Here is an 18,563-nt window from a genome sequence, read left to right as displayed (position 1 = left end):
GGATGATAATGGAAACATTTTGATAATGGAGTAAAAAAATGAAATTCATTTACCCTGCTTTAAAAAAGTTCATGAAAAAGGATATCCAACCAATTGCTTCAAATCAGGACTCTATATTCTTTAAGGACGTTTTCCATACCATCGATGAAAATATTTCTTTTTTTAAACATACATTTTCCGATTCAGCTGATTTAATGATTAAGGAATTAAATGAAAGAAATAATCGGGGAATTTTGATTTTCTTAGATACGATGGCAGATAAGGATAAGATTCAAAGAGATATTGTAAAACCGATGATGGAATCGGAGTGTGCCCCGTTCGCAAGTGTACTTTATTCTAACTTTCTTAAATCAGATAACTTATTCAAAGCTCAAGAAGCACTCTTGAATGGATCCTGTATCCTGTTCTTGGATGGTGTCAAAGAGTTCTACATGGTGGAAGTTGGCCTCTCCAAAGAGAGGACCATTATAGAACCTAGTAATGAACAAGTCATTCAGGGGTCTCATGAAGGTTTTATCGAAAATATTTCAACCAATCTTCATTTAATTAGGAAATCTTGTAGAACTGCAAACCTTACCATGGAACATATAACAGTGGGTGACCAGATTCAATCCAAAATAGCTATGGTTTATATGAAAGACCTTGCCAATAATGAAATGGTCACCGAATTTAAACGGAGGGTCCATCATATTTCAATGGATTATATCCCCAGTACTGGAGCTCTTCAGGAATTGATCGAAGATTCCACCTGGTCACCCTTTCCTCAGGTTTTAAGTACAGAGAGAGTAGATCGTGTTGTAAGTCATCTGAATGAAGGACGAGTGGCGGTGTTGATGGAAGGGTCTCCTGCTTGTTTAATTATTCCCGTCACTTTTTTTGCCTTTTTCCATTCACCTGATGATTATAATTCACGCTGGATGATCGGAACCTTTATCCGTTCCATGAGGCTCGTAAGCATTTTCATTGCGGTTAATTTGCCTGCTATTTATATTGCGGTGATTGGTTTTCATTTTGAAGTACTGCCGGATGATTTAGTTCTCCCTGTTGTAAGTTCAATCAAAAATATACCTTTTCCTCCGTTAATTGAAGCACTTGTCATGGAGTTGACCATTGAACTGATTCGTGAAGCGGGGGTACGCCTTCCATCAAGGATTGGACAAACCATCGGTATTGTCGGAGGTTTGGTTATTGGTGATGCAGTTGTCCGTGCAGGCCTCATTTCGAATACCATGATTGTGGTTGTGGCGATTACAGCCATTGCAGCCTACAGCATCCCGACCACAGAAATGAGTGATGCCGTACGATTTTTGCGTTTTCCCCATATGATTTTGGCATCAACCTTTGGATTTGTAGGGATTACCTTTGGGTTTATGTTTACTTTAGCTCATTTATGCAGGTTAGAATCATTTGGCACAGCCTACTTTGCACCTTGGGCACCATTTCGATTAAAAGACATTAAAGATACGTTTATCCGTTTGCCCCTATGGAAATTTAATTCACGTCCGCTTGATTCAAAACCGAACACCCTTAAAAAGCAATCTTTGGCAAGGGGCTGGGATAGTAATGAAACAAAACAAGAATAGAATTACGAACAAACAGCTTGTCTTTATGATTATCCAGGCCCAAATTGGTGTAGGAATATTATCGTTGCCCCATGATGTGGCATTATTAGCCAAACAGGATGGCTGGATTTCCACTCTACTAGCAGGAGTCATCTCGCAGGCGATTATTTTTGCCTTTTGGGGACTAAGCAGAAGATTTCCTTCGTCATCTTTGTACGAAATACTTCCAAAATTACTGGGGAAAGTTGTCGGGAAGCTATTCATTCTCAGTTATGCACTCTATTTTATGGTAACAGGGAGCTTAGTTTTAGCAAGATATAGTGATATCCTCGATAAATGGATCTTACCGCGTACCCCTAATTGGATTACAATGGTTTTAATCCTCATCACCTGCATTTACATCGTCAGTGCAGGATTAACCAGTATTGCGAGATTTTATGTATTGGTATCCCCCATTCTGTTTGTATTATTAATGTTGATTGTGTATGCAATGAAGGATGCGAACTTCCTGTATATCTTTCCAGTAGGGGACCATAGCATTCTAACGATATTGAAAGGTTCAAAAGAAGCTGCTTTCTCTATGTTGGGCTTTGAACTGTTTCTTTTTATCCATCCCTATGTGCAAGCTTCCGGAAAAGAGAAGCTGATCGCTATCACAACAGCGAACATTTTTGTCACCTTCTTTTATACCTTTTTGGTGTTTGCAGCCCTTGTCTATTTCGAACCCAATTTAGATATCGGACTGACTCCAGAGCCATTATTATATATGATTAAAGCCTATTCGTTTCAGGTTATCGAAAGGACGGATTTATTTTTCTTATCGCTCTGGCTTGTAGTTGTTGCAACTTCGATTGCGAACTGGCTATTATTATCTGCAATGGGGTTGGCCAGCCTTTTTAGAAAAAAACACTATGCCCGCTTCCTGCCTATTGTTGCAGGAGTCAATTTAATTTTGGCTCTTCTTCCTGATCAAGGAAGAGACTTTGAAAATTTTAATCACTTTCTTGGGCCGACGCACTATATTTTCATCGGCATCATACCTGTACTTTTACTTATTCTCTCGTGGGTTTTATCGAAAAAAGAAGTGGTGAATAAGCCATGAAAAGCAAAAAGCCTATCCTTGTACTTCTATGTTTATTACTTACTGGATGCTGGGACCAGCACCTGATGAAAAATGCAGTATTGGTACAGATATTAAGTTATGATTTAGCAGATAACGACGAAATGTTATTAGGGGTTTCCATTCCCATAGTCGAGGAGTCCTCCGAGGGACCGCAAGCTAGGGTAAAAAGTGAAACACTTTCTGCAAAAGGTCATACACCAAGGGATTGTCGGCTTAAAATCGATCGAGGAGTATCTGGAATATTAGATTCATCTAAAAATAAACTGATTTTGTTCGGCGAGCGGATGGCGGCTGCAGGTATTTATCCACCATTAGATGTCATTTGGAGAGATCCGCGCAATTCGCTTGGGGCGACACTAGGGGTAGTGGCCGGTGAAGCGGTGAACCTGCTTGAAATTAATCCAAAACATGAGCCAAACGTTAGCGAATATATTCAAGAAGCTCTTACTAGCGCAGAAGAAAACTCGATCGTTCCGATTCAAACCATCCAGACACTAGCCTCAGAAATGATTGATCCGGGAGAAGATATCGTCCTCCCTTATCTTAAAATGAATAAAAAGAAAAGCGCAGTAGTGGTCGGCCTAGCCCTAATGAATGAAAAAAAATATTCGGGAAGTTTATCGCCGCAAGATTCATGCCTCCTTCTTTTATTGAATAACAAAAAAGGAAAATACGCACGATTTACAAAACGAGTGAATAAAAAAGAGCAGCAGAAAATAAAAAATTATATTTCATATAATGTCAACAATATGAAAAGAAAATTAAAAGTTCATGTAAAAAATGGAGAGGTTTCTGTTCAATTAAACCTACATTTAAAGATAAACGTAGAAGAATATCCCAAAGGGGATGTTCCAAAAGATATAGAACGACTAAACAAGGTTTTATCAAAGGAGCTTACAGAAGACGCGAAACAGGTTATAACAAAATTACAGCAGGCGAATTGTGATGTATTTGGAATTGGGAGGAGATTGATCGCGTTTCACCCCAATACTTGGAAAATACTAGATAAGAAGGATTATTTTAAAAATATAAAGATTCAAACGAATGTAAAAGTCGAAATCATCAAACAAGGTATTGTCTTGTAATGTTTAAGTAATCAACCATGAACACTAAGAAAGGGAGATGTTCGCCGGATATTGGCAATACTTTTATGTTTTCCGTTCCGATATTGGTTGTTATAATGGAGGTTATGAAATACTTAGGGGGATGGCACAATGACCACATTTGAAAAGTTAAAACCTATTATCGCAGACCAACTGGGAGTGAAAATGGAGAATATTAAACCGGAAGCATCATTCAAAGATGACTTCGAAGCTGATTCACTTGATATGGTGAACCTGACGATGGAAATTGAAGATGAATTCGCTATCGAAATTAGTGACAAAGTTGCAGCGACGCTTCAAACGGTGGGAGATGTCGTAAACTTTATTGAAAATTTTCGTTAACAAATAAGTAAAGGCGGATGACCCAACGCAGGCGGACACTTGAACGCAGTTGGACGTATCGCAGAAGGCATCCGCTACAATCGATATTACATAAATGCTCTTATCGCCGCAGAATATTTCCCTTATAATCCTATCTCATTCTTTCGGCATTTTGCTCATATCCATATACAACACATTCCACCGATGACCATCCAAATCAGTAAAACCGCAGCCGTACATCCATCCTTGGCTCTCTGAAGGCTTTCCAAATATTTTACCGCCAGCCTCTTCTGCATTCTTTGCCATTACATCTACTTCTTCTCTGCTGTCGGCATCCACGGATAGCAATACTTCCGTAGCTTGCTTTGTATCAACAATTACCTGTCTGGTAAAGTTTTCGAAAGTAGACTCTGGAAATAGCATAACCGTAGCATTATGATCCCCGATGATCAATTGTGCTTGGTCGCTATTGCCATGTTGCTCATTAACAATAAATCCTACTTTGCTATAAAACTCTTTTGATTTATTGATGTCTTTTACCGGCAAGTTAATCCAAAATTGTTTTGGCATTGTTATTTCTCCTTTTTTACTATTCATTCGATTGGCATGGCTATTCGAAAATTTTGGATTGGTGTTTATACCGCACTTATTTTTACTTCTAAATCAATTGTAATTATACCATATTATGTAAAACTCGTAATTTTCCTTTTTTAAGAAAGGTACTTTATTTTTTCTTGAATAGGAGTCCTTTCTTTTGGTTCATTGATTTCTTCTGGGTACCCTACACCAAAGATCCCAATCACATCATACCCATCCGGAACACCTAGAATTTCACGGTTTTTCGGAGCAGCCCCCATGGATGACCAGAATGTTCCAACCCCTTCTGCCCAAGCGGCTAGATTAAAATTTTGTACAAAGCAGGCTGTAGCATGTGCGTTTTCTACTTTTTCAATTTCATTGGCACCGTGTTTGGATAAAATGGCAAGTACAACAGGTGCATGGAAGAAATTGGTTTTGTGGTTTAACTTTTCTCTTGTCTCCACACCAACCATATACACTTCCCATGGTTCAGTCATTTTATGATTGGGAGCCATTGAGCCGGCTTCCAGCCATTTGCTGATTTGCTCTATAGTGACCGGATCTGATTTGAAATTTTTTATATTACGTCGAGAATAGATAATATCGATGATATCCAAGAAAATTCCTCCTATTAGTTCTAATTTTACCCCTAAATCTGTCCTGTACCTTGTAGCGTGGAAAACCTTCTACATGGGTATTCGTTTGATATGTTTTCTCACTTCTTGTTTGACCACTGAATCAAGTGAGCCCTTCCGATCTTAATGATTTCGGCAAGTTCTGGTGCAAGTGAAGGCTCATGCAATACTCTACTTACTGCGTATTGAAACTCCAATTGAAATTTATCCATCTCTTCGCGCAGTAATCCAGCTTCCTTCGATTGCTTCCACAATAAATGAAGGCGCCATTCCTCCCAAAACACCTGATCCTCATCGTGAACCGTCTCTGACAGAAATTCCAAGCCATCAGGAGTTAACGTACATACTTTTTTATCTGTTTGTTCATCAATTGAGATCAAACCTCTTTCGGATAAATCCTGCAAAGCTGGATAAATTGTTCCTGCACTCGGAGAATACACACCTTTACTCCGCTCTTCCAGCAGCTTCATCACTTCATAGCCATGTCGCGGCTCCTCCTTAAGCAGCTGAAGGACTGCTATTTGTTTTAATCGATATACATAGATAAAGCAATAGATATATCGATTATTTTTTTCGATATAAAAATTACCTATCTTTTCACATTTTCCTAATATGTTCTCAGTTTGTTCAATTAACAAAAATTCAAACGACTATTGCTTCCACGTTACTTAAAAAGATAAGTAAACGATTGATAGAAAAGAAAAAACAACGATGAAAGGCCACCAATCTGTGACCTTTTATCGTTGTTTTGAACGGTATCAATATTCTATTATTATCATAACAAGATAGTATATTTTATATAACACCCTGTTCGATCATGGGATTAGCTACTTTTACGAATCCAGCTATATTAGCACCGACAACAAGATTTCCTCGAGCATCATAATCTTCTGATGCCTTCATACTCTTACTATAAATATCTTTCATGATGCCTTGTAATTTCATATCCACTTCTTCTTGTGTCCAAGACAGCCTTGCACTATTTTGCGCCATTTCTAACGCGGAGACTGCAACCCCGCCTGCATTTGCTGCTTTGGCAGGTGCAAATAAAACATGATGATACAAATAGGTATCGATGGCTTCTAGAGTAGAAGGCATATTTGCACCTTCGCCCACTGCCTTTACCCCATTTGAAACTAACAATTCTGCCGCTTCCTTATCTACCTCATTTTGCGTTGCACACGGTAAAGCAATATCGCACGGGATCGCCCAGATGCCTGAACACCCTTCTTGATAGATAGCATCTGGATGTTCTTTGACATATTCAATCATTCTTTTATTCTCTACTTCTTTTAAACGTTTAACCGTATCTAAGTTAATTCCATTTCGATCATAAACATAGCCGTTTGAATCACTGCATGCTACCACTTTTGCACCAAACTGCATCGCTTTTTCCATTGCATAAATCGAAACATTTCCTGAACCAGATACCACAACGGTACTTCCTTGAAAGCTTAATCCCTGACGTTTCAGCATTTCTTCTACAAAATAAACCAATCCATATCCTGTCGCTTCTTTCCGGCCTAAGCTTCCTCCATAACCAATGCCTTTTCCAGTTAGCACACCTGCTTCATAAGCACCTTTTAATTTTTTATATTGCCCGAACATATAACCGATCTCTCTTGCCCCTACTCCTATATCCCCAGCGGGAACATCGATATCCGGCCCAATATGTCTGCTAAGCTCTGTCATAAAGCTCTGACAAAAGCGCATAATTTCTAAATCAGATTTACCTTTTGGATCAAAGTCGGAACCGCCTTTTCCACCGCCTATTGGCTGACCTGTTAATGAGTTTTTGAAGATTTGCTCAAACCCGAGAAACTTGATTATACTTGCGTTAACTGACGGGTGAAATCTTAGTCCCCCCTTATAAGGTCCAATCGCGCTACTAAACTGAACACGATATCCACGATTCACTTTTACATTCCCTTTATCATCTACCCATGGAACTCGAAAGGTAATCATTCGCTCTGGTTCGACCATTCTTTCTAGAACGGCCTGTTTGATATATATCGGATTTTTCACAAGGACAGGTACTAAAGAATCAAGTACTTCTTTAACAGCCTGTTGGAACTCCCATTCATTTGGATTACGCATTTGAACACTTTCAAATAAACGATTTACGTAATCTTTCACGATTTGCGTTTGATTTTCTTCTACTTTGTCCAGCATTTTCATAACGTTCGCCCCTAAAAATTTATTAAATACAGTGAAAAATTACTTTTCTTAAATGTATTTTCATTTTATAATTTTATAATTAATAGTTTCAATCTTAATTTCCGATGAAATTAATGCATTTAACGCATGAATCTGGAGTGATTAAAAAATGGAGACGAGGCAAATTCAATATTTCCTAGAAGTGGCTAAAAGAGAGCATGTAACAGAGGCAGCAGATGTCTTACATGTTGCCCAGTCTTCCGTTAGCAGGCAAATCTTCAATTTAGAAGACGAATTAGGTGTGAAACTTTTTATTCGTGAGGGAAGAAGCGTAAAGTTAACCCCTATAGGAAGAATTTTTTATGATCGTATGAAACACGTGTGGTATTTGATGGAGGATGCAAAGAGAGAAGTAGAAGAAAATTTAAATCCGGAAAAAGGAACCGTTCGAATTGCGTTCCCTATTAGCATGGCCGCCCATACATTGCCTTCCATCATTTATGCTTTTCGCACTCGGTACCCGGATGCGAAATTTCAAATGAGCAATGCTCTTTATTATGATTTAATTGATGGTGTGGTAAATGGGGAATTTAATTTGGCCATGATGGCACCCATGCCCAATCCGGAAAAAGAAAAAAAAATCAAAGGAGTTACGTTATTTACAGAAAATATCGTTGCCCTCATCCCTCTTCATCATCCATTATCTGATCGGGAATCGATTCGGTTACGGGATTTAAGAAATGACCCATTTTGTGTCCTACCTGAAGGATTTGTATTTCGCGAACAGGTTGTTCAAGCATGTAAGGATGCAGGTTTTTCACCACAAATCGCATTCGAAGGGAAAGATATTGATGCATTAAAAGGGTTAGTGTCTGCTGGCTTAGGGTTAGCATTAATGCCAGAGATGACATTGGTAGATAACACACCGCGCTCCACCGTCGTGATTCCCATATCAGATGCGAGTCTCTCACGCACAGTCGGTGTCATCTACCCGACACAACGTCAACTGCTCCCAACCGAAGAATTGTTTTATGATTTCTTACTTGAAACCTACGAAAGATTAAATGAGTTTAGAAAGTAAAAATTTCTTAAAGAACATTCTCCGGGTCGTGCCAGGCCCGGAGATTAACAATATTCTTAAGAAAGAAACGTGCAAACTCACATTGTTAAAAAGAAAAAGCTACCTTAGTGGCAGCTCGATCTTCCTTCTAGGATCCATTAGCAGAATAGCAGTTATTGATACAAAATATCGTCTCTTAGTGAAGCTACTTTAGTTAAAGCTGTATCTATGTCTCTTTCATTCACTCCAAAGTGAGCAAGAGCATCGTGAAGATGTTTTACAATAGCATTAAAATGGGCTGGTTGGAGATTCATTCCTTGGTGAGCTTTTGCCATAGATTGACCAGAATATTGATTTGGACCGCCTAATGCAAAACTAATAAATTTTGACTGATGACGGCGTTGTTTTTCCATATCCGTTTCTTTAAAGAAATGATTAACTGTCTCATCCTTAAGAACCAACTCGGAGTAAAAATAGTCCACAACTTTTGCAATCGCTGCTTCTCCGCCAACTTTTTCATAAAGTGTTTGTTCCATATATACACTCCTATTTTGAATTTAATAGAAGTATTTTCTGCAGAAAAATTGTTATTATTCCTGATCAAAAAAAGGGATTGTTCAGCATTCTTACATTAATAGTTAATCTTTAGGATATCTGGGGTAAAAGAATAATAACTTCTGTCCCTATATCCTTTTCACTGTTCACTTGTATTTTACCATTGAAAGAATGGACAATTTGAAAACTTACCATCATTCCAAGTCCTGTCCCACGTTCCTTTAAGGAATAAAACGGAGATCCAAGCCTATTTATTTGCTTTTTTGTCATACCAATTCCTTGGTCCTTAATGATAATCTTTATAAATCCATCTTCTGTTGAAGTACATGTAATCCAAACCATTCCACCATTCGGCATAGACTCTATCGCATTTTTTAAAATATTAATCAATGACTGGTTCAATTTTTGAGGATTAGCATAAATCCAACAGTTATCCAAAAAATCAGTTTTAATTTCAACATTATGTTTCAGGGAGTAACCTTGAAGGATATTTACTACACGTTGTAACTGATAACCTACGTCGATTCTATCGCTGTTATTTATTGTGGGTTTTCCAAAGGATAAAAAATCATTAATAATTTCATTTGCACGATCTAATTCTTCAATGGAAATTTGGATATATCCCTTCTTTTCTTTAGGCAAATCAGGCTCGTCTAGAAGTTGCAGAAAGCCACGAGTCACTTGCATCGGATTTCTAATTTCATGAGCGAAAACACTTGTTAACTCACTTATCACTCGTAATTTCTCTGAGTTCAGCATCTCTGATCGAAGCTGATGAATCTCCCTAATCGTTTCATTTAACATAGTGAAGAACCAAGTAACTACCACTACAAAGATAAGATGAATAATCGGTACTTTAAGATGATCTATGGAAAAACCTCTTAGAATACCAAAAAAAGTAAGGCCAATTAGACAGTAGTAAAAGGAAAGACCAACAGCAATTTTAATCCTTTTATCTTTATGCGAACTTGCAAATGATTTTTGAAAAAACAATATAACAGGCAATGTAAATAATAAGACAAGAAAAGTATTATAAAATCCTATACTGATTCCAGAATAAAGTCGATAAAGTATGATTAGCACTGAAAGGAAGATGCCTGGCCAAAATCCGCCGTATAAGGTCCCTAATAATAGAGGAATAATTCTTAACTCCAAACGAGCATTTTGGCCAAAACTCACTGGAAAGGACATGCAAAATAATATTGATATGCCCCACAAAATGGACATTATTACGTTTCTATTTTTATCACTTTTTACCCTCTCCGTAATAAATGTAAAGTACGTAAAAATGGGTATTACCATAAACGTTAATTGCAGCAAAAAATCCTTTATTATACTCATTTTTGTTACCTTTCATAATCTGTTCAATACCTGATTGGTGCAGAAGATATTCATTTTCAATATGTTTGCTACTGTTCCCTACAAACATATTTCATATTATACTTTAAAGTTTTCATAATTCCCCCTATAAAATAAAAATAGTGACAACTTCTCTTTAATAGAAATCGGCACTTCGTTTATTCGTTATACGTTATCGTGTCGCTTTTGGCGGTGGTTGCGTCACATTTACGTTGGTTATTATTTTTAAATTTCGGAAAGTAGCTCTAGAAATGTGCCTATTTGACTTGTTTTTAGGTAAACTTCTTATTTTTTTTACAAAATATTATCCTTCATTTCGATTTTTACATGTTTCAAGTGGATACCTCTCGGGTAGATATACATTAAATGCGGATGTACTTTATATTCCACATTAACTATATTTTAGGAGGTACGATAGAATGAGTATGGAAAAAAGAATCGTTGGAACCTTTAATTCGGAGCAAGAAGTCTTGTATGCGATTGAAGAATTGAAACGTCAGGGGCATCGTGAAACAGATATGATGGTAGTGGCAGAAAATAGAAGTCGCATTCCATTGGTCATTTCACACACTGGAGTCATGGTAGAAGCGGATGTACAAGTGAGTACTTTAGCAGGTGTTATGATGGATAACTTTATTACCATAATGACTGCAGGAATGGGCGGAGGAAAGGTAAACACTATATCCAACAGGCTTATTGAAAGAGGACTACCAGTATTTACGGCAAAACTGTGTGAAGAGGAAATTAATAAAGGGAAAATGATTTTGCTGGTTGATACGAATGGAACTTACGACAGCTCTGTTAATAAAGCACAATATGAGACTGAAAGATATGAGACTGAAAAAACAAACGCCGTCCAACTCCGTGAAGAACAGCTTGATATCATAAAAGAGCGTGTCCAAGTCGGCGAATTACAGCTCCATAAAGAAGTAGTTGAAGAGCAGCGAACAGTGCATGTTCCACTCATTCGAGAAGAAATATATGTAGAGCGCCGTCCTGTCATTGATGGAAAGGTTGATGGCAGCCCGTTTACTGCGGATGAAATTATTCGTATCCCCATTATGGAAGAACGGATAGAAGTAACGAAAAGACCGGTAGTCGTTGAAGAAGTAATTGTAGGCAAGCGAAAAATTCAAGAAACAAAGCAGGTACAGGATATCATTAGAAAAGAAGAAGCGCGGATTGAGCGCTCTATCCCCTCGCCAATGGAAGAAAAGAAACTGGTCACCCAATTGGCCGTTGTAGAGCAAGAAGAGGTTATTACGGAAAGTCCCAATATTTTGATTGTGGAAGGAAATCCCGATATTGCAACCATAATGAATGAGGTTAAAAAGCAAGAAACCCGCGAAAAACGCACAGGTTCCCTCGCGGTTCAAAGTGAGAAAAACAAATCAGAATCATCTGCCAGTAAAAATGAAAATGCCAGCGGGACGCTAACAGATTCTCCTGTTCTTAAGGAAAATGAAAGTGAAAGTTATGTACCGGTTTCAGCAGCTACTGTAAAAGAAGAAGCATCTCACAATAATGAAAATTCTTCCTTAGATGAGGAAAATAAAAATAATAAAAATCAAATGAAAAGAAGAAAAAATACTACTCAGTAAATAGGATTGGATAGAATATGAAATTCTTAGATACGATAAAAAAGCTGATTTCAAATCACTAAAATGTGATCTTTTGAAGTCAGCTTTTTTTCTGAAGGATTTAAAATAGAAAACTGTAGGATTCTTACCTACAGTTTTTCCACTACTATTGATGTTTTCACAACTTAACCTATTACCTTTACCCTGTATTTATTATCTTTTACCTACCACTTGAAACACTTTCTGTAGAAATTCAACATCACATCTTTTCACATGCTCCTAATAATTTCTCAGTCTGTTCAATTAGCAAGAACATTTCATCCCAAGAATTTTGGGTATTAATATTCTGGGAATGTGCCAAGTTGTTTCTTAATTTTTCTAATTGTTTGAAATAATGGTTCCCCTTGCTTTTTGTTTCAATACCCAAACGTTCCCTTAATGGTTTCTCATTAAGGACAATGTCTCTTTTATCACAAATCTGTAGACAATCACTTAATTGAATAGCTTCATTTTGTGACTTTCTAAGTGAAAATAATTCCTCAGCTAAGCTGATTCGATTGGGACTTAAATGTGTCTTCCAGGTATCTTCAGGAAAATAATGATTAATAATCCGATAAAGGTGCATCTCTAATAATGAAATCAACCCAAATAATAACATTCGAATCGGAGGTTTCTGGAGATCGGCTAGTGTCACAACCTTTGTTACCCTATTTCCTTCTAGTATAAATATTCTATCTATCTCTTTTAAAAAAAATAACGTATCGATCAGTGGTGTTGATTCTGAGACGAGTTCCGTCGGACTAAAACTCCGATAATATTCTTCACAGGATCCTTCCTTCAATTCATTTCTAACTACATAACCAATGACGATTCCGTTTTCTTCAACACCTAAAACATCATAGTCTTTTATAACCATCATACGTTGAATCATTTCGGCATCGTCATGAAGATGACAAGTATCCATAGTTTCTGAAATACTGTTCACAGTGATGTTTTGCTCGTATAAAGAACGTAAATTTTTATAAGAACTCACCTTATCACGCTGTTGCTTTGGAATATATGACAAAGCTTTACCCTCCTATATGTATGTAAATGACATTACGGCAACGATTAGACTGGCAAAAGCAATCGTAATCCTTAATGTTTCAAAAACGGTCAATCAGATCATCTGTTGAACTTAGGCTTTTTCTTAATTCAAAAATTAAACTGAGAAACTGTGTTAGGAACCCCATTCCTTCAAATATAAAGGAAAGTAAAGATTCAACAAAAAATACACCAATGTTGGTGTATTTTCCGTTTAATTTAATCCAAATTCTTTTATTTTGTTATATAATGTCCCTCTTGAAATCCCTAAAAGGTTAGCCGCTGCACTTTTATTTCCATACGTTTTCCGTAATGCTTCCTCAATCTCTAACACTTCAGAATTTATTACAACATCTTCCTGTTGATCGCTTTCCCCTATTGGGCTATTCGTTTGTTTCACAATCAACTGACTCTTCATATTATCAGGCAAATGTTCATCGGTAATAACGGATTTGTCATTAAGGAGAACCAAGCGCTCCATTGTGTTTCTAAGCTCACGGATGTTTCCTGGCCAATCATAGTTCACTAACTGGTTCATCGTTTCAGAAGAGATCTCCGGGACAGGCTTTTTATACTTAGAGCTGAATTCTTGAATATAATTCTGGGCATGAGCAATGATATCCTCTTTTCTGGTTCTTAATGGCGGGATATCGATCGTAATAACGGATAAATGAAAATAAAGCTGCTCGTTAAAATTTCCTTGTTTCACGAGAACCTCAATCGATTCTGAGGTGGAGGTAATTATTCGTGTGGGCGAGGTAATTTTCTCAACTCCACCCACCCGGTAAAAACGATGATCGACCATATAATTTAATAGTTTCCCTTGGACCTGAAGCGGCATCTTATCAATATCTTCTATGAATAATGTACCTTCTAAGGCTTGCTCGATCCGGCCGATTTGTAAGGTTTCTTGTTCCGCTGTAAAGGTTTCCTTTTGAAATCCGAAAAGTTCCATTTCCAACAAGGCAGGAGGGATGACCGAACAGTTTAGGGTGATAAAAGGACCTTCGGCTTTTGTGCCGCCATAATGAATCGCTTGTGCCAGCATTTCCTTACCAGACCCAGGTTCCCCTGTTAAATGGATGGGGATATCCGCATGGGCAACCTTTTGCGCAATCTTCAAGGTTTCCTGAAATTTAGGACTCCCGCTTACCAGAGTTGAAAAGGGATTGGATTTTTGAACAAGCAAGGTTGAGTTTGAATCCAATTCTTCGTTAAGCCGGATAATTTTCGTGATATTTTGTTCGGTCGCGACGCCGCCAATAATCCTATTTTCGATCATGATGGGTGAAGCGTTAATGAGAACATGCGTATCCTTATCAGGTCGATGATATTGTCCTCTTACCGGGCGTCCTTCATTTAAAATTCGGTGAAGGACAATCGATTCATCACGAAAGTGTTCCCCTATTTTTTTTCCGAGAATGTACTCTTTTTTAATCTTATAGGTTTCTTCTGCTGTAGTATTCCAATAGACGACATGTCCCGCTTGATCGACCGCTGTAACCGATTCATTAATCGTCTCCGCTAAGCTCTGAAAATAAGCAGAAACTTGGCGGTTTTCTTCTTCAAGCATTTCGATCCTCTTTTCAGCTGAAAAAACACCGATTATTCCCTTTTCGTTTTTAACTAGAACCGGTCTGCGCCAATCAACAGAGGTATCGATTTCATTGACATCAGAAATGACGGTGGATTCCAGCCAATGGAGCTGTTCAAGCCAATCAATAATGGGTATGGAGTCGTCACCTAAGGCCATCAGGCTGTTTTCATCATGAGTAATGATAAAGTAGGTTCCACCTGATACAATAACAAAATTGTACTCGTTAAGTTTCTTTTTTATTTCTAGTAATGGTATATGATAATTTACATTTGTAAAGGAGTCATCCAGTATAAATGGTGCACTTTTGAACATACTAAAATCCTTTCAAGCTTTTTCTTCACTTTAACATAAATTCAACGGCTATTCTAGCGAACCAGCCCTTTAGGTGTGATATCGTAATAGCGCACCAGTAGGACTCTCCTAATATGAATGAACATTAATAAAAAAAGCTGAACCCGTATTTTTGTACGGGTATCAGCTTTTTCACAAAACTATTCTATAACCCCATACCCATCTTGTTAGGATGTGATTAAAGTTTTCTAGATTTCAGTTTCGCTTGCGTAAACAACAGCAGGTAATCGTATCCGCCAGCTTTTGAATCGGTTCCTGACATGTTGAATCCGCCAAATGGATGGGCACCAACTAATGCACCCGTACACTTTTTATTAATATAAAGGTTTCCGCAATACATGTTTTCAAGGGCATACTGAATGCGTTCTTCATCCTGGGAATGATAAGCGCCCGTTAATCCATAGTCCGTATCATTATAGATTTCAATCGCTTCCTGCCAGTCAGCTGCTTTCGCTAGGGCAAGGACCGGGCCAAAGATTTCCTCCTGCATGATCCGGGCTTTTGGTTTAACATCCGCAATCACGGTTGGTTCAATGTAGAAGCCGTTCCCATCTGCTTTTGAGCCGCCTGTAAGCAATCGGCCTTCTGTTTTGCCAATTTCGATATAGCCCATGATTTTATCTACTGATTTTTGGTCGATTACCGGTCCAATCGCATAGTTCTCTTCAGGAAGACCCACTGTTAGATTTTTTGTTAACTCCGTTACTTTCTCAACCACTTCATCATAAACCGATTCCACAATAATCGCTCTCGAGCCCGCGGAACATTTTTGTCCTTGGAAGCCAAAAGCCGAAGCGACAATCGCCGCTGCTGCTGCATCCAAGTCGGCTGTTTCATCGACTACAACCCCGTCCTTGCCGCCCATCTCAGCAATAACACGCTTTAACCACAATTGGCCAGGCTGAACCTTTGATGCTCTTTCATAAATACGGCATCCGACAGCACGTGAGCCTGTAAAAGAGATAAACCGAGTGTTTGGATGCTCGACCAAATACTCACCCACATCGATTCCATCCCCTGGCATATAGTTGAGGACGCCTGAAGGAAGACCGACCTCTTCCATTAATTCCACAAATTTGGCTGCAATCACAGGAGTAGCATCCGCTGGTTTCAAAATAACGGTATTTCCTGATACAATCGCTGCGACCGTTGTTCCCGCCATGATAGCCAATGGGAAGTTAAACGGAGAAATGATAATCCCAACACCAAGAGGAATATAAGAAATTTGATTGTCTTCCCCTTGAATTTTTACAAGCGGCTGATGAATGCTTGTCTCGCTAAGGCGTATCATTTCTCTTGCATAGAATTCCATAAAATCGATGGCTTCTGCTGTATCAGCGTCAGCTTCAGCCCAGTTTTTCCCTGATTCATAGACAAGGTAAGAAGAAAACTCGTGCTTGCGCTGTCTCATTAAATCTGCTGCTTTGAATAGATATTCCGCACGCTCAGCCGGAGCAACCTTTTTCCAGGTTCCAAAGGTTTTCAACGCTTCCTGCATCGCTTGTTCAGCTAATTCCTTGTTCCCTTTACTAACTGACCCGATGACTTCATCTACATTTCCTGGATTAATGGAAATGGTTTGTTCTTCGGTAAATAACTTTTCATTGCCGATCACGAGCGGATACTTCCTGCCTAGCTCCGTTTTCACTTTTGCCAGAGCTGCAGTCATCGATTGCTTATTTTCTTCCAGAGAAAAATTGGTAAAAGGCTCATTTTTGTAAGGTGCTTGTTGTGTTGCAGTTGTCATAATTTTCCGACTCCTTTTTATATAAAATTGCTATTTTAATAGATTTTTAAGAACAAACCAGACATTGGCGGGTCTTTCAGCCAACCGTCTCATAAAATAACCAAACCAGTCTACCCCGTAAGGCACATACACACGGACATTAAACCCTTCTTTTACTAGTTTTGCTTGAATATCCTCACAAATTCCATAGAGCATTTGAAACTCAAATTGTTCTTTAGCTATTCGGTGTTCACTGACTAGCGTTTTTGTATATTCAATCATCGCTTCATCATGGGTGGCTACCGCTGTATAGTTGCCGTTTAATAGATGCTGCTTAATAATTCTTTTAAAATTTTCATCGACCTCTTTTTTCTCCGGAAAAGCAACGGTTGGAGACTCTTTGTATGCCCCTTTTACGAGACGCAGGTTTGCATTCAGTTGATGTAAATCGGCGATATCCTGTTCTGTTCTAAAAAGGTAGGCTTGAATAACGAGTCCTACATTGTCATATTCCTTCCGAAGCTCTTTATAAATATCCAATGATACTTGACAGTGATCATAATCTTCCATATCGATTCTGACAAAATTCTGATGGAGTTTAGCCCGGTTAAGAATTTTACGCATATTCTTCATACATAACTCTCTGCTAATATCTAGGCCAAGCGATGTCATTTTAAGAGAAAGATTGGAGTTGACCCCTGCTTCAGCAATAGCATCGAGGGTTTGAACGCACATGGCAGTTGATTCCTGTGCTTCTTCTTCTGTATAAACAAATTCCCCCAGGTGGTCTAAAGTGACCATTTTCCCATCACGATTCAACTTTTTCACGGAATCAATAGCTGTTTGGATGGATTCCCCCGCTACAAATCGCCCTGCTCCAAAACGCAAGCCGTATTTTTTTGCTAGTTTGTTAGCTGAGGTATTCTTCCCAAGCGATTGAAACATATTTCTCATTAATAATTCCATGCCTTCAAACCTCCTTCATAGAATGAACATTATTGTTTATTATGTAATTCCTTTATCTAATCTTATAACATATTACACAGAAGTGTCTATATGTTTTTAAAATTTAAACATATTTGTTAACTTGTTAACCTGAATATACACCTTATTCTGTAAATTTTGAACAATATTGTAAGGGAATCAGACATAGTTTTTTATGAATGGTTTTACCTTCCATACGTCAATAAAGACAATCTATGAAAAAAGGCCCTGCAAGCGGCGATATCCCGCCACTCCATGCGATAGGAATAAAGTCTAAAGGAAAATAGATGGATTTACTTTCTACTATTATTTCTTAAAAATAAGAGTAGTAGATTTTGAAAGGTAGCGATCGAGAAAATGCTTTATATAAGAGATATTGAGGCAATAATTGAAAATACTTTGCAAGAGCACCAATTAACTATTGATTATGAAATGAACAATAAACTCCTTGCACCTATGAGCTTTAATGTATCGACGAATACGATTAAGTTTAACTATTTACAAATTAATGGATATATTGCAAATATTAACTTTAAAATTAAAAAGACAGATGAAGATTGTGTTAAAATTATTCTATATCGTCAACTCGGTTATTATTTAGAATTTAAGAATAACAAACATGATTTAAGGGTATTAAAATATTTCGAGGATGAAGAAAAAGCACAGCTTCTAGCTAAAATAGAAAAGAATGCTTGGGATTCTGGCAGAACATTGGTACCTGAAAAATTAGTAAATTCCTATGATAAAGTCCGTGAATTAGATAAAATGCTATTAAAAAACTATTAAAT

At 37.8% G+C, this 18,563-nt stretch carries 17 protein-coding genes; 7 read left to right on the top strand and 10 right to left on the bottom strand.

What is annotated here, in order from left to right:
• Positions 1-38: 38 nt before the first annotated feature.
• The 4 genes from CCK98_RS16870 (at position 39) to acpP (ending at position 4,130) form a co-directional block, all read left to right on the top strand.
• Positions 39-1,583: a spore germination protein gene (locus CCK98_RS16870; RefSeq protein ID WP_088087626.1), complete on the top strand. Its 1,545-nt coding sequence runs from the start codon at positions 39-41 to the stop codon at positions 1,581-1,583.
• The gene (locus CCK98_RS16865; protein ID WP_088087625.1) at positions 1,564-2,664 is read left to right on the top strand and encodes an endospore germination permease; all 1,101 of its coding nucleotides are present in this window, start codon (positions 1,564-1,566) and stop codon (positions 2,662-2,664) included. Before CCK98_RS16870 ends, CCK98_RS16865 begins: the two co-directional genes overlap by 20 nt.
• Complete coding sequence (locus CCK98_RS16860) at positions 2,661-3,770, top strand: Ger(x)C family spore germination protein (RefSeq protein WP_088087624.1); 1,110 nt, start codon at positions 2,661-2,663, stop codon at positions 3,768-3,770. The genes CCK98_RS16865 and CCK98_RS16860 overlap by 4 nt, the downstream gene beginning before the upstream one ends.
• Before the next feature lie 129 nt (positions 3,771-3,899).
• Positions 3,900-4,130 (top strand): acyl carrier protein, encoded by a 231-nt coding sequence (gene acpP / locus CCK98_RS16855; protein ID WP_088087623.1) that lies wholly within the window; start codon positions 3,900-3,902, stop codon positions 4,128-4,130.
• Between the two features lie 135 nt (positions 4,131-4,265).
• On the opposite strand, the gene CCK98_RS16850 is transcribed toward acpP, so the two are convergent.
• The 4 genes from CCK98_RS16850 to gdhA all read right to left on the bottom strand — a co-directional run bounded on the left by CCK98_RS16850 (position 4,266) and on the right by gdhA (position 7,501).
• A complete protein-coding gene (locus CCK98_RS16850) occupies positions 4,266-4,679 on the bottom strand; it encodes a VOC family protein (RefSeq protein ID WP_088087622.1) in 414 nt (137 codons plus the stop codon).
• A gap of 140 nt (positions 4,680-4,819) precedes the next feature.
• Complete coding sequence (locus CCK98_RS16845) at positions 4,820-5,305, bottom strand: nitroreductase family protein (protein WP_088087621.1); 486 nt, start codon at positions 5,303-5,305, stop codon at positions 4,820-4,822.
• A gap of 98 nt (positions 5,306-5,403) precedes the next feature.
• Entirely contained in the window at positions 5,404-5,961 is a 558-nt protein-coding gene (locus CCK98_RS16840; protein ID WP_088087620.1) for a PadR family transcriptional regulator, read from the bottom strand.
• Between the two features lie 157 nt (positions 5,962-6,118).
• Complete coding sequence (gene gdhA / locus CCK98_RS16835) at positions 6,119-7,501, bottom strand: NADP-specific glutamate dehydrogenase (RefSeq protein WP_088087619.1); 1,383 nt, start codon at positions 7,499-7,501, stop codon at positions 6,119-6,121.
• A gap of 148 nt (positions 7,502-7,649) precedes the next feature.
• Here gdhA and CCK98_RS16830 point away from each other — a divergent pair, with 148 nt between their 5' ends.
• Positions 7,650-8,561 carry a LysR family transcriptional regulator gene (locus tag CCK98_RS16830; RefSeq protein ID WP_088087618.1) on the top strand — a complete coding sequence of 304 codons (912 nt, stop codon included), beginning with the start codon at positions 7,650-7,652 and terminating at the stop codon, positions 8,559-8,561.
• A 152-nt stretch (positions 8,562-8,713) separates the two neighbouring features.
• On the opposite strand, the gene CCK98_RS16825 is transcribed toward CCK98_RS16830, so the two are convergent.
• Entirely contained in the window at positions 8,714-9,076 is a 363-nt protein-coding gene (locus tag CCK98_RS16825; RefSeq protein WP_088087617.1) for a group 1 truncated hemoglobin, read from the bottom strand.
• A gap of 109 nt (positions 9,077-9,185) precedes the next feature.
• On the bottom strand, positions 9,186-10,397 hold the full coding sequence (locus tag CCK98_RS16820; protein ID WP_256942566.1) for a sensor histidine kinase: 1,212 nt from the start codon (positions 10,395-10,397) through the stop codon (positions 9,186-9,188).
• Positions 10,398-10,873: 476 nt separating this feature from the next.
• Here CCK98_RS16820 and CCK98_RS16815 point away from each other — a divergent pair, with 476 nt between their 5' ends.
• Positions 10,874-12,055 carry a YsnF/AvaK domain-containing protein gene (locus CCK98_RS16815; protein ID WP_088087615.1) on the top strand — a complete coding sequence of 394 codons (1,182 nt, stop codon included), beginning with the start codon at positions 10,874-10,876 and terminating at the stop codon, positions 12,053-12,055.
• 238 nt (positions 12,056-12,293) lie between these two features.
• On the opposite strand, the gene CCK98_RS16810 is transcribed toward CCK98_RS16815, so the two are convergent.
• The 4 genes from CCK98_RS16810 to CCK98_RS16795 all read right to left on the bottom strand — a co-directional run bounded on the left by CCK98_RS16810 (position 12,294) and on the right by CCK98_RS16795 (position 17,757).
• Positions 12,294-13,100, bottom strand: a complete 807-nt coding sequence (locus tag CCK98_RS16810) for a hypothetical protein (protein ID WP_088087614.1) — start codon at positions 13,098-13,100, stop codon at positions 12,294-12,296.
• Between the two features lie 231 nt (positions 13,101-13,331).
• Positions 13,332-15,026 carry a sigma-54-dependent Fis family transcriptional regulator gene (locus CCK98_RS16805; RefSeq protein WP_088087613.1) on the bottom strand — a complete coding sequence of 565 codons (1,695 nt, stop codon included), beginning with the start codon at positions 15,024-15,026 and terminating at the stop codon, positions 13,332-13,334.
• A gap of 217 nt (positions 15,027-15,243) precedes the next feature.
• Positions 15,244-16,812: an L-glutamate gamma-semialdehyde dehydrogenase gene (pruA, locus tag CCK98_RS16800; RefSeq protein WP_088087612.1), complete on the bottom strand. Its 1,569-nt coding sequence runs from the start codon at positions 16,810-16,812 to the stop codon at positions 15,244-15,246.
• 30 nt (positions 16,813-16,842) lie between these two features.
• The gene (locus CCK98_RS16795) at positions 16,843-17,757 is read right to left on the bottom strand and encodes a proline dehydrogenase family protein (protein ID WP_088087611.1); all 915 of its coding nucleotides are present in this window, start codon (positions 17,755-17,757) and stop codon (positions 16,843-16,845) included.
• A 375-nt stretch (positions 17,758-18,132) separates the two neighbouring features.
• Between CCK98_RS16795 and CCK98_RS16790 the strand changes: the two genes are divergently transcribed.
• Complete coding sequence (locus tag CCK98_RS16790) at positions 18,133-18,561, top strand: hypothetical protein (protein ID WP_088087610.1); 429 nt, start codon at positions 18,133-18,135, stop codon at positions 18,559-18,561.
• Positions 18,562-18,563: the final 2 nt, after the last annotated feature.

Origin of the sequence: Bacillus sp. OV166, from assembly GCF_900177675.1 — a bacterium.
In the GTDB taxonomy this organism is placed as follows: Bacteria; Bacillota; Bacilli; order Bacillales; family Cytobacillaceae; genus Neobacillus.
Note: the sequence above shows the minus strand (reverse complement) of the source record. Positions and strands in the feature narration are given on the sequence as shown.

Coding starts and splice junctions, on each gene's coding strand:
- CCK98_RS16815 (WP_088087615.1), top strand. CDS start 10,874: ATGAGTATGGAAAAAAGAATCGTTGGAACCTTTAATTCGGAGCAAGAA.
- CCK98_RS16825 (WP_088087617.1), bottom strand. CDS start 9,076: ATGGAACAAACACTTTATGAAAAAGTTGGCGGAGAAGCAGCGATTGCA.
- pruA (WP_088087612.1), bottom strand. CDS start 16,812: ATGACAACTGCAACACAACAAGCACCTTACAAAAATGAGCCTTTTACC.
- CCK98_RS16860 (WP_088087624.1), top strand. CDS start 2,661: ATGAAAAGCAAAAAGCCTATCCTTGTACTTCTATGTTTATTACTTACT.
- gdhA (WP_088087619.1), bottom strand. CDS start 7,501: ATGAAAATGCTGGACAAAGTAGAAGAAAATCAAACGCAAATCGTGAAA.
- CCK98_RS16790 (WP_088087610.1), top strand. CDS start 18,133: ATGCTTTATATAAGAGATATTGAGGCAATAATTGAAAATACTTTGCAA.
- CCK98_RS16830 (WP_088087618.1), top strand. CDS start 7,650: ATGGAGACGAGGCAAATTCAATATTTCCTAGAAGTGGCTAAAAGAGAG.
- CCK98_RS16865 (WP_088087625.1), top strand. CDS start 1,564: ATGAAACAAAACAAGAATAGAATTACGAACAAACAGCTTGTCTTTATG.
- acpP (WP_088087623.1), top strand. CDS start 3,900: ATGACCACATTTGAAAAGTTAAAACCTATTATCGCAGACCAACTGGGA.
- CCK98_RS16820 (WP_256942566.1), bottom strand. CDS start 10,397: ATGGTAATACCCATTTTTACGTACTTTACATTTATTACGGAGAGGGTA.
- CCK98_RS16805 (WP_088087613.1), bottom strand. CDS start 15,026: ATGTTCAAAAGTGCACCATTTATACTGGATGACTCCTTTACAAATGTA.
- CCK98_RS16870 (WP_088087626.1), top strand. CDS start 39: ATGAAATTCATTTACCCTGCTTTAAAAAAGTTCATGAAAAAGGATATC.
- CCK98_RS16850 (WP_088087622.1), bottom strand. CDS start 4,679: ATGCCAAAACAATTTTGGATTAACTTGCCGGTAAAAGACATCAATAAA.
- CCK98_RS16795 (WP_088087611.1), bottom strand. CDS start 17,757: ATGGAATTATTAATGAGAAATATGTTTCAATCGCTTGGGAAGAATACC.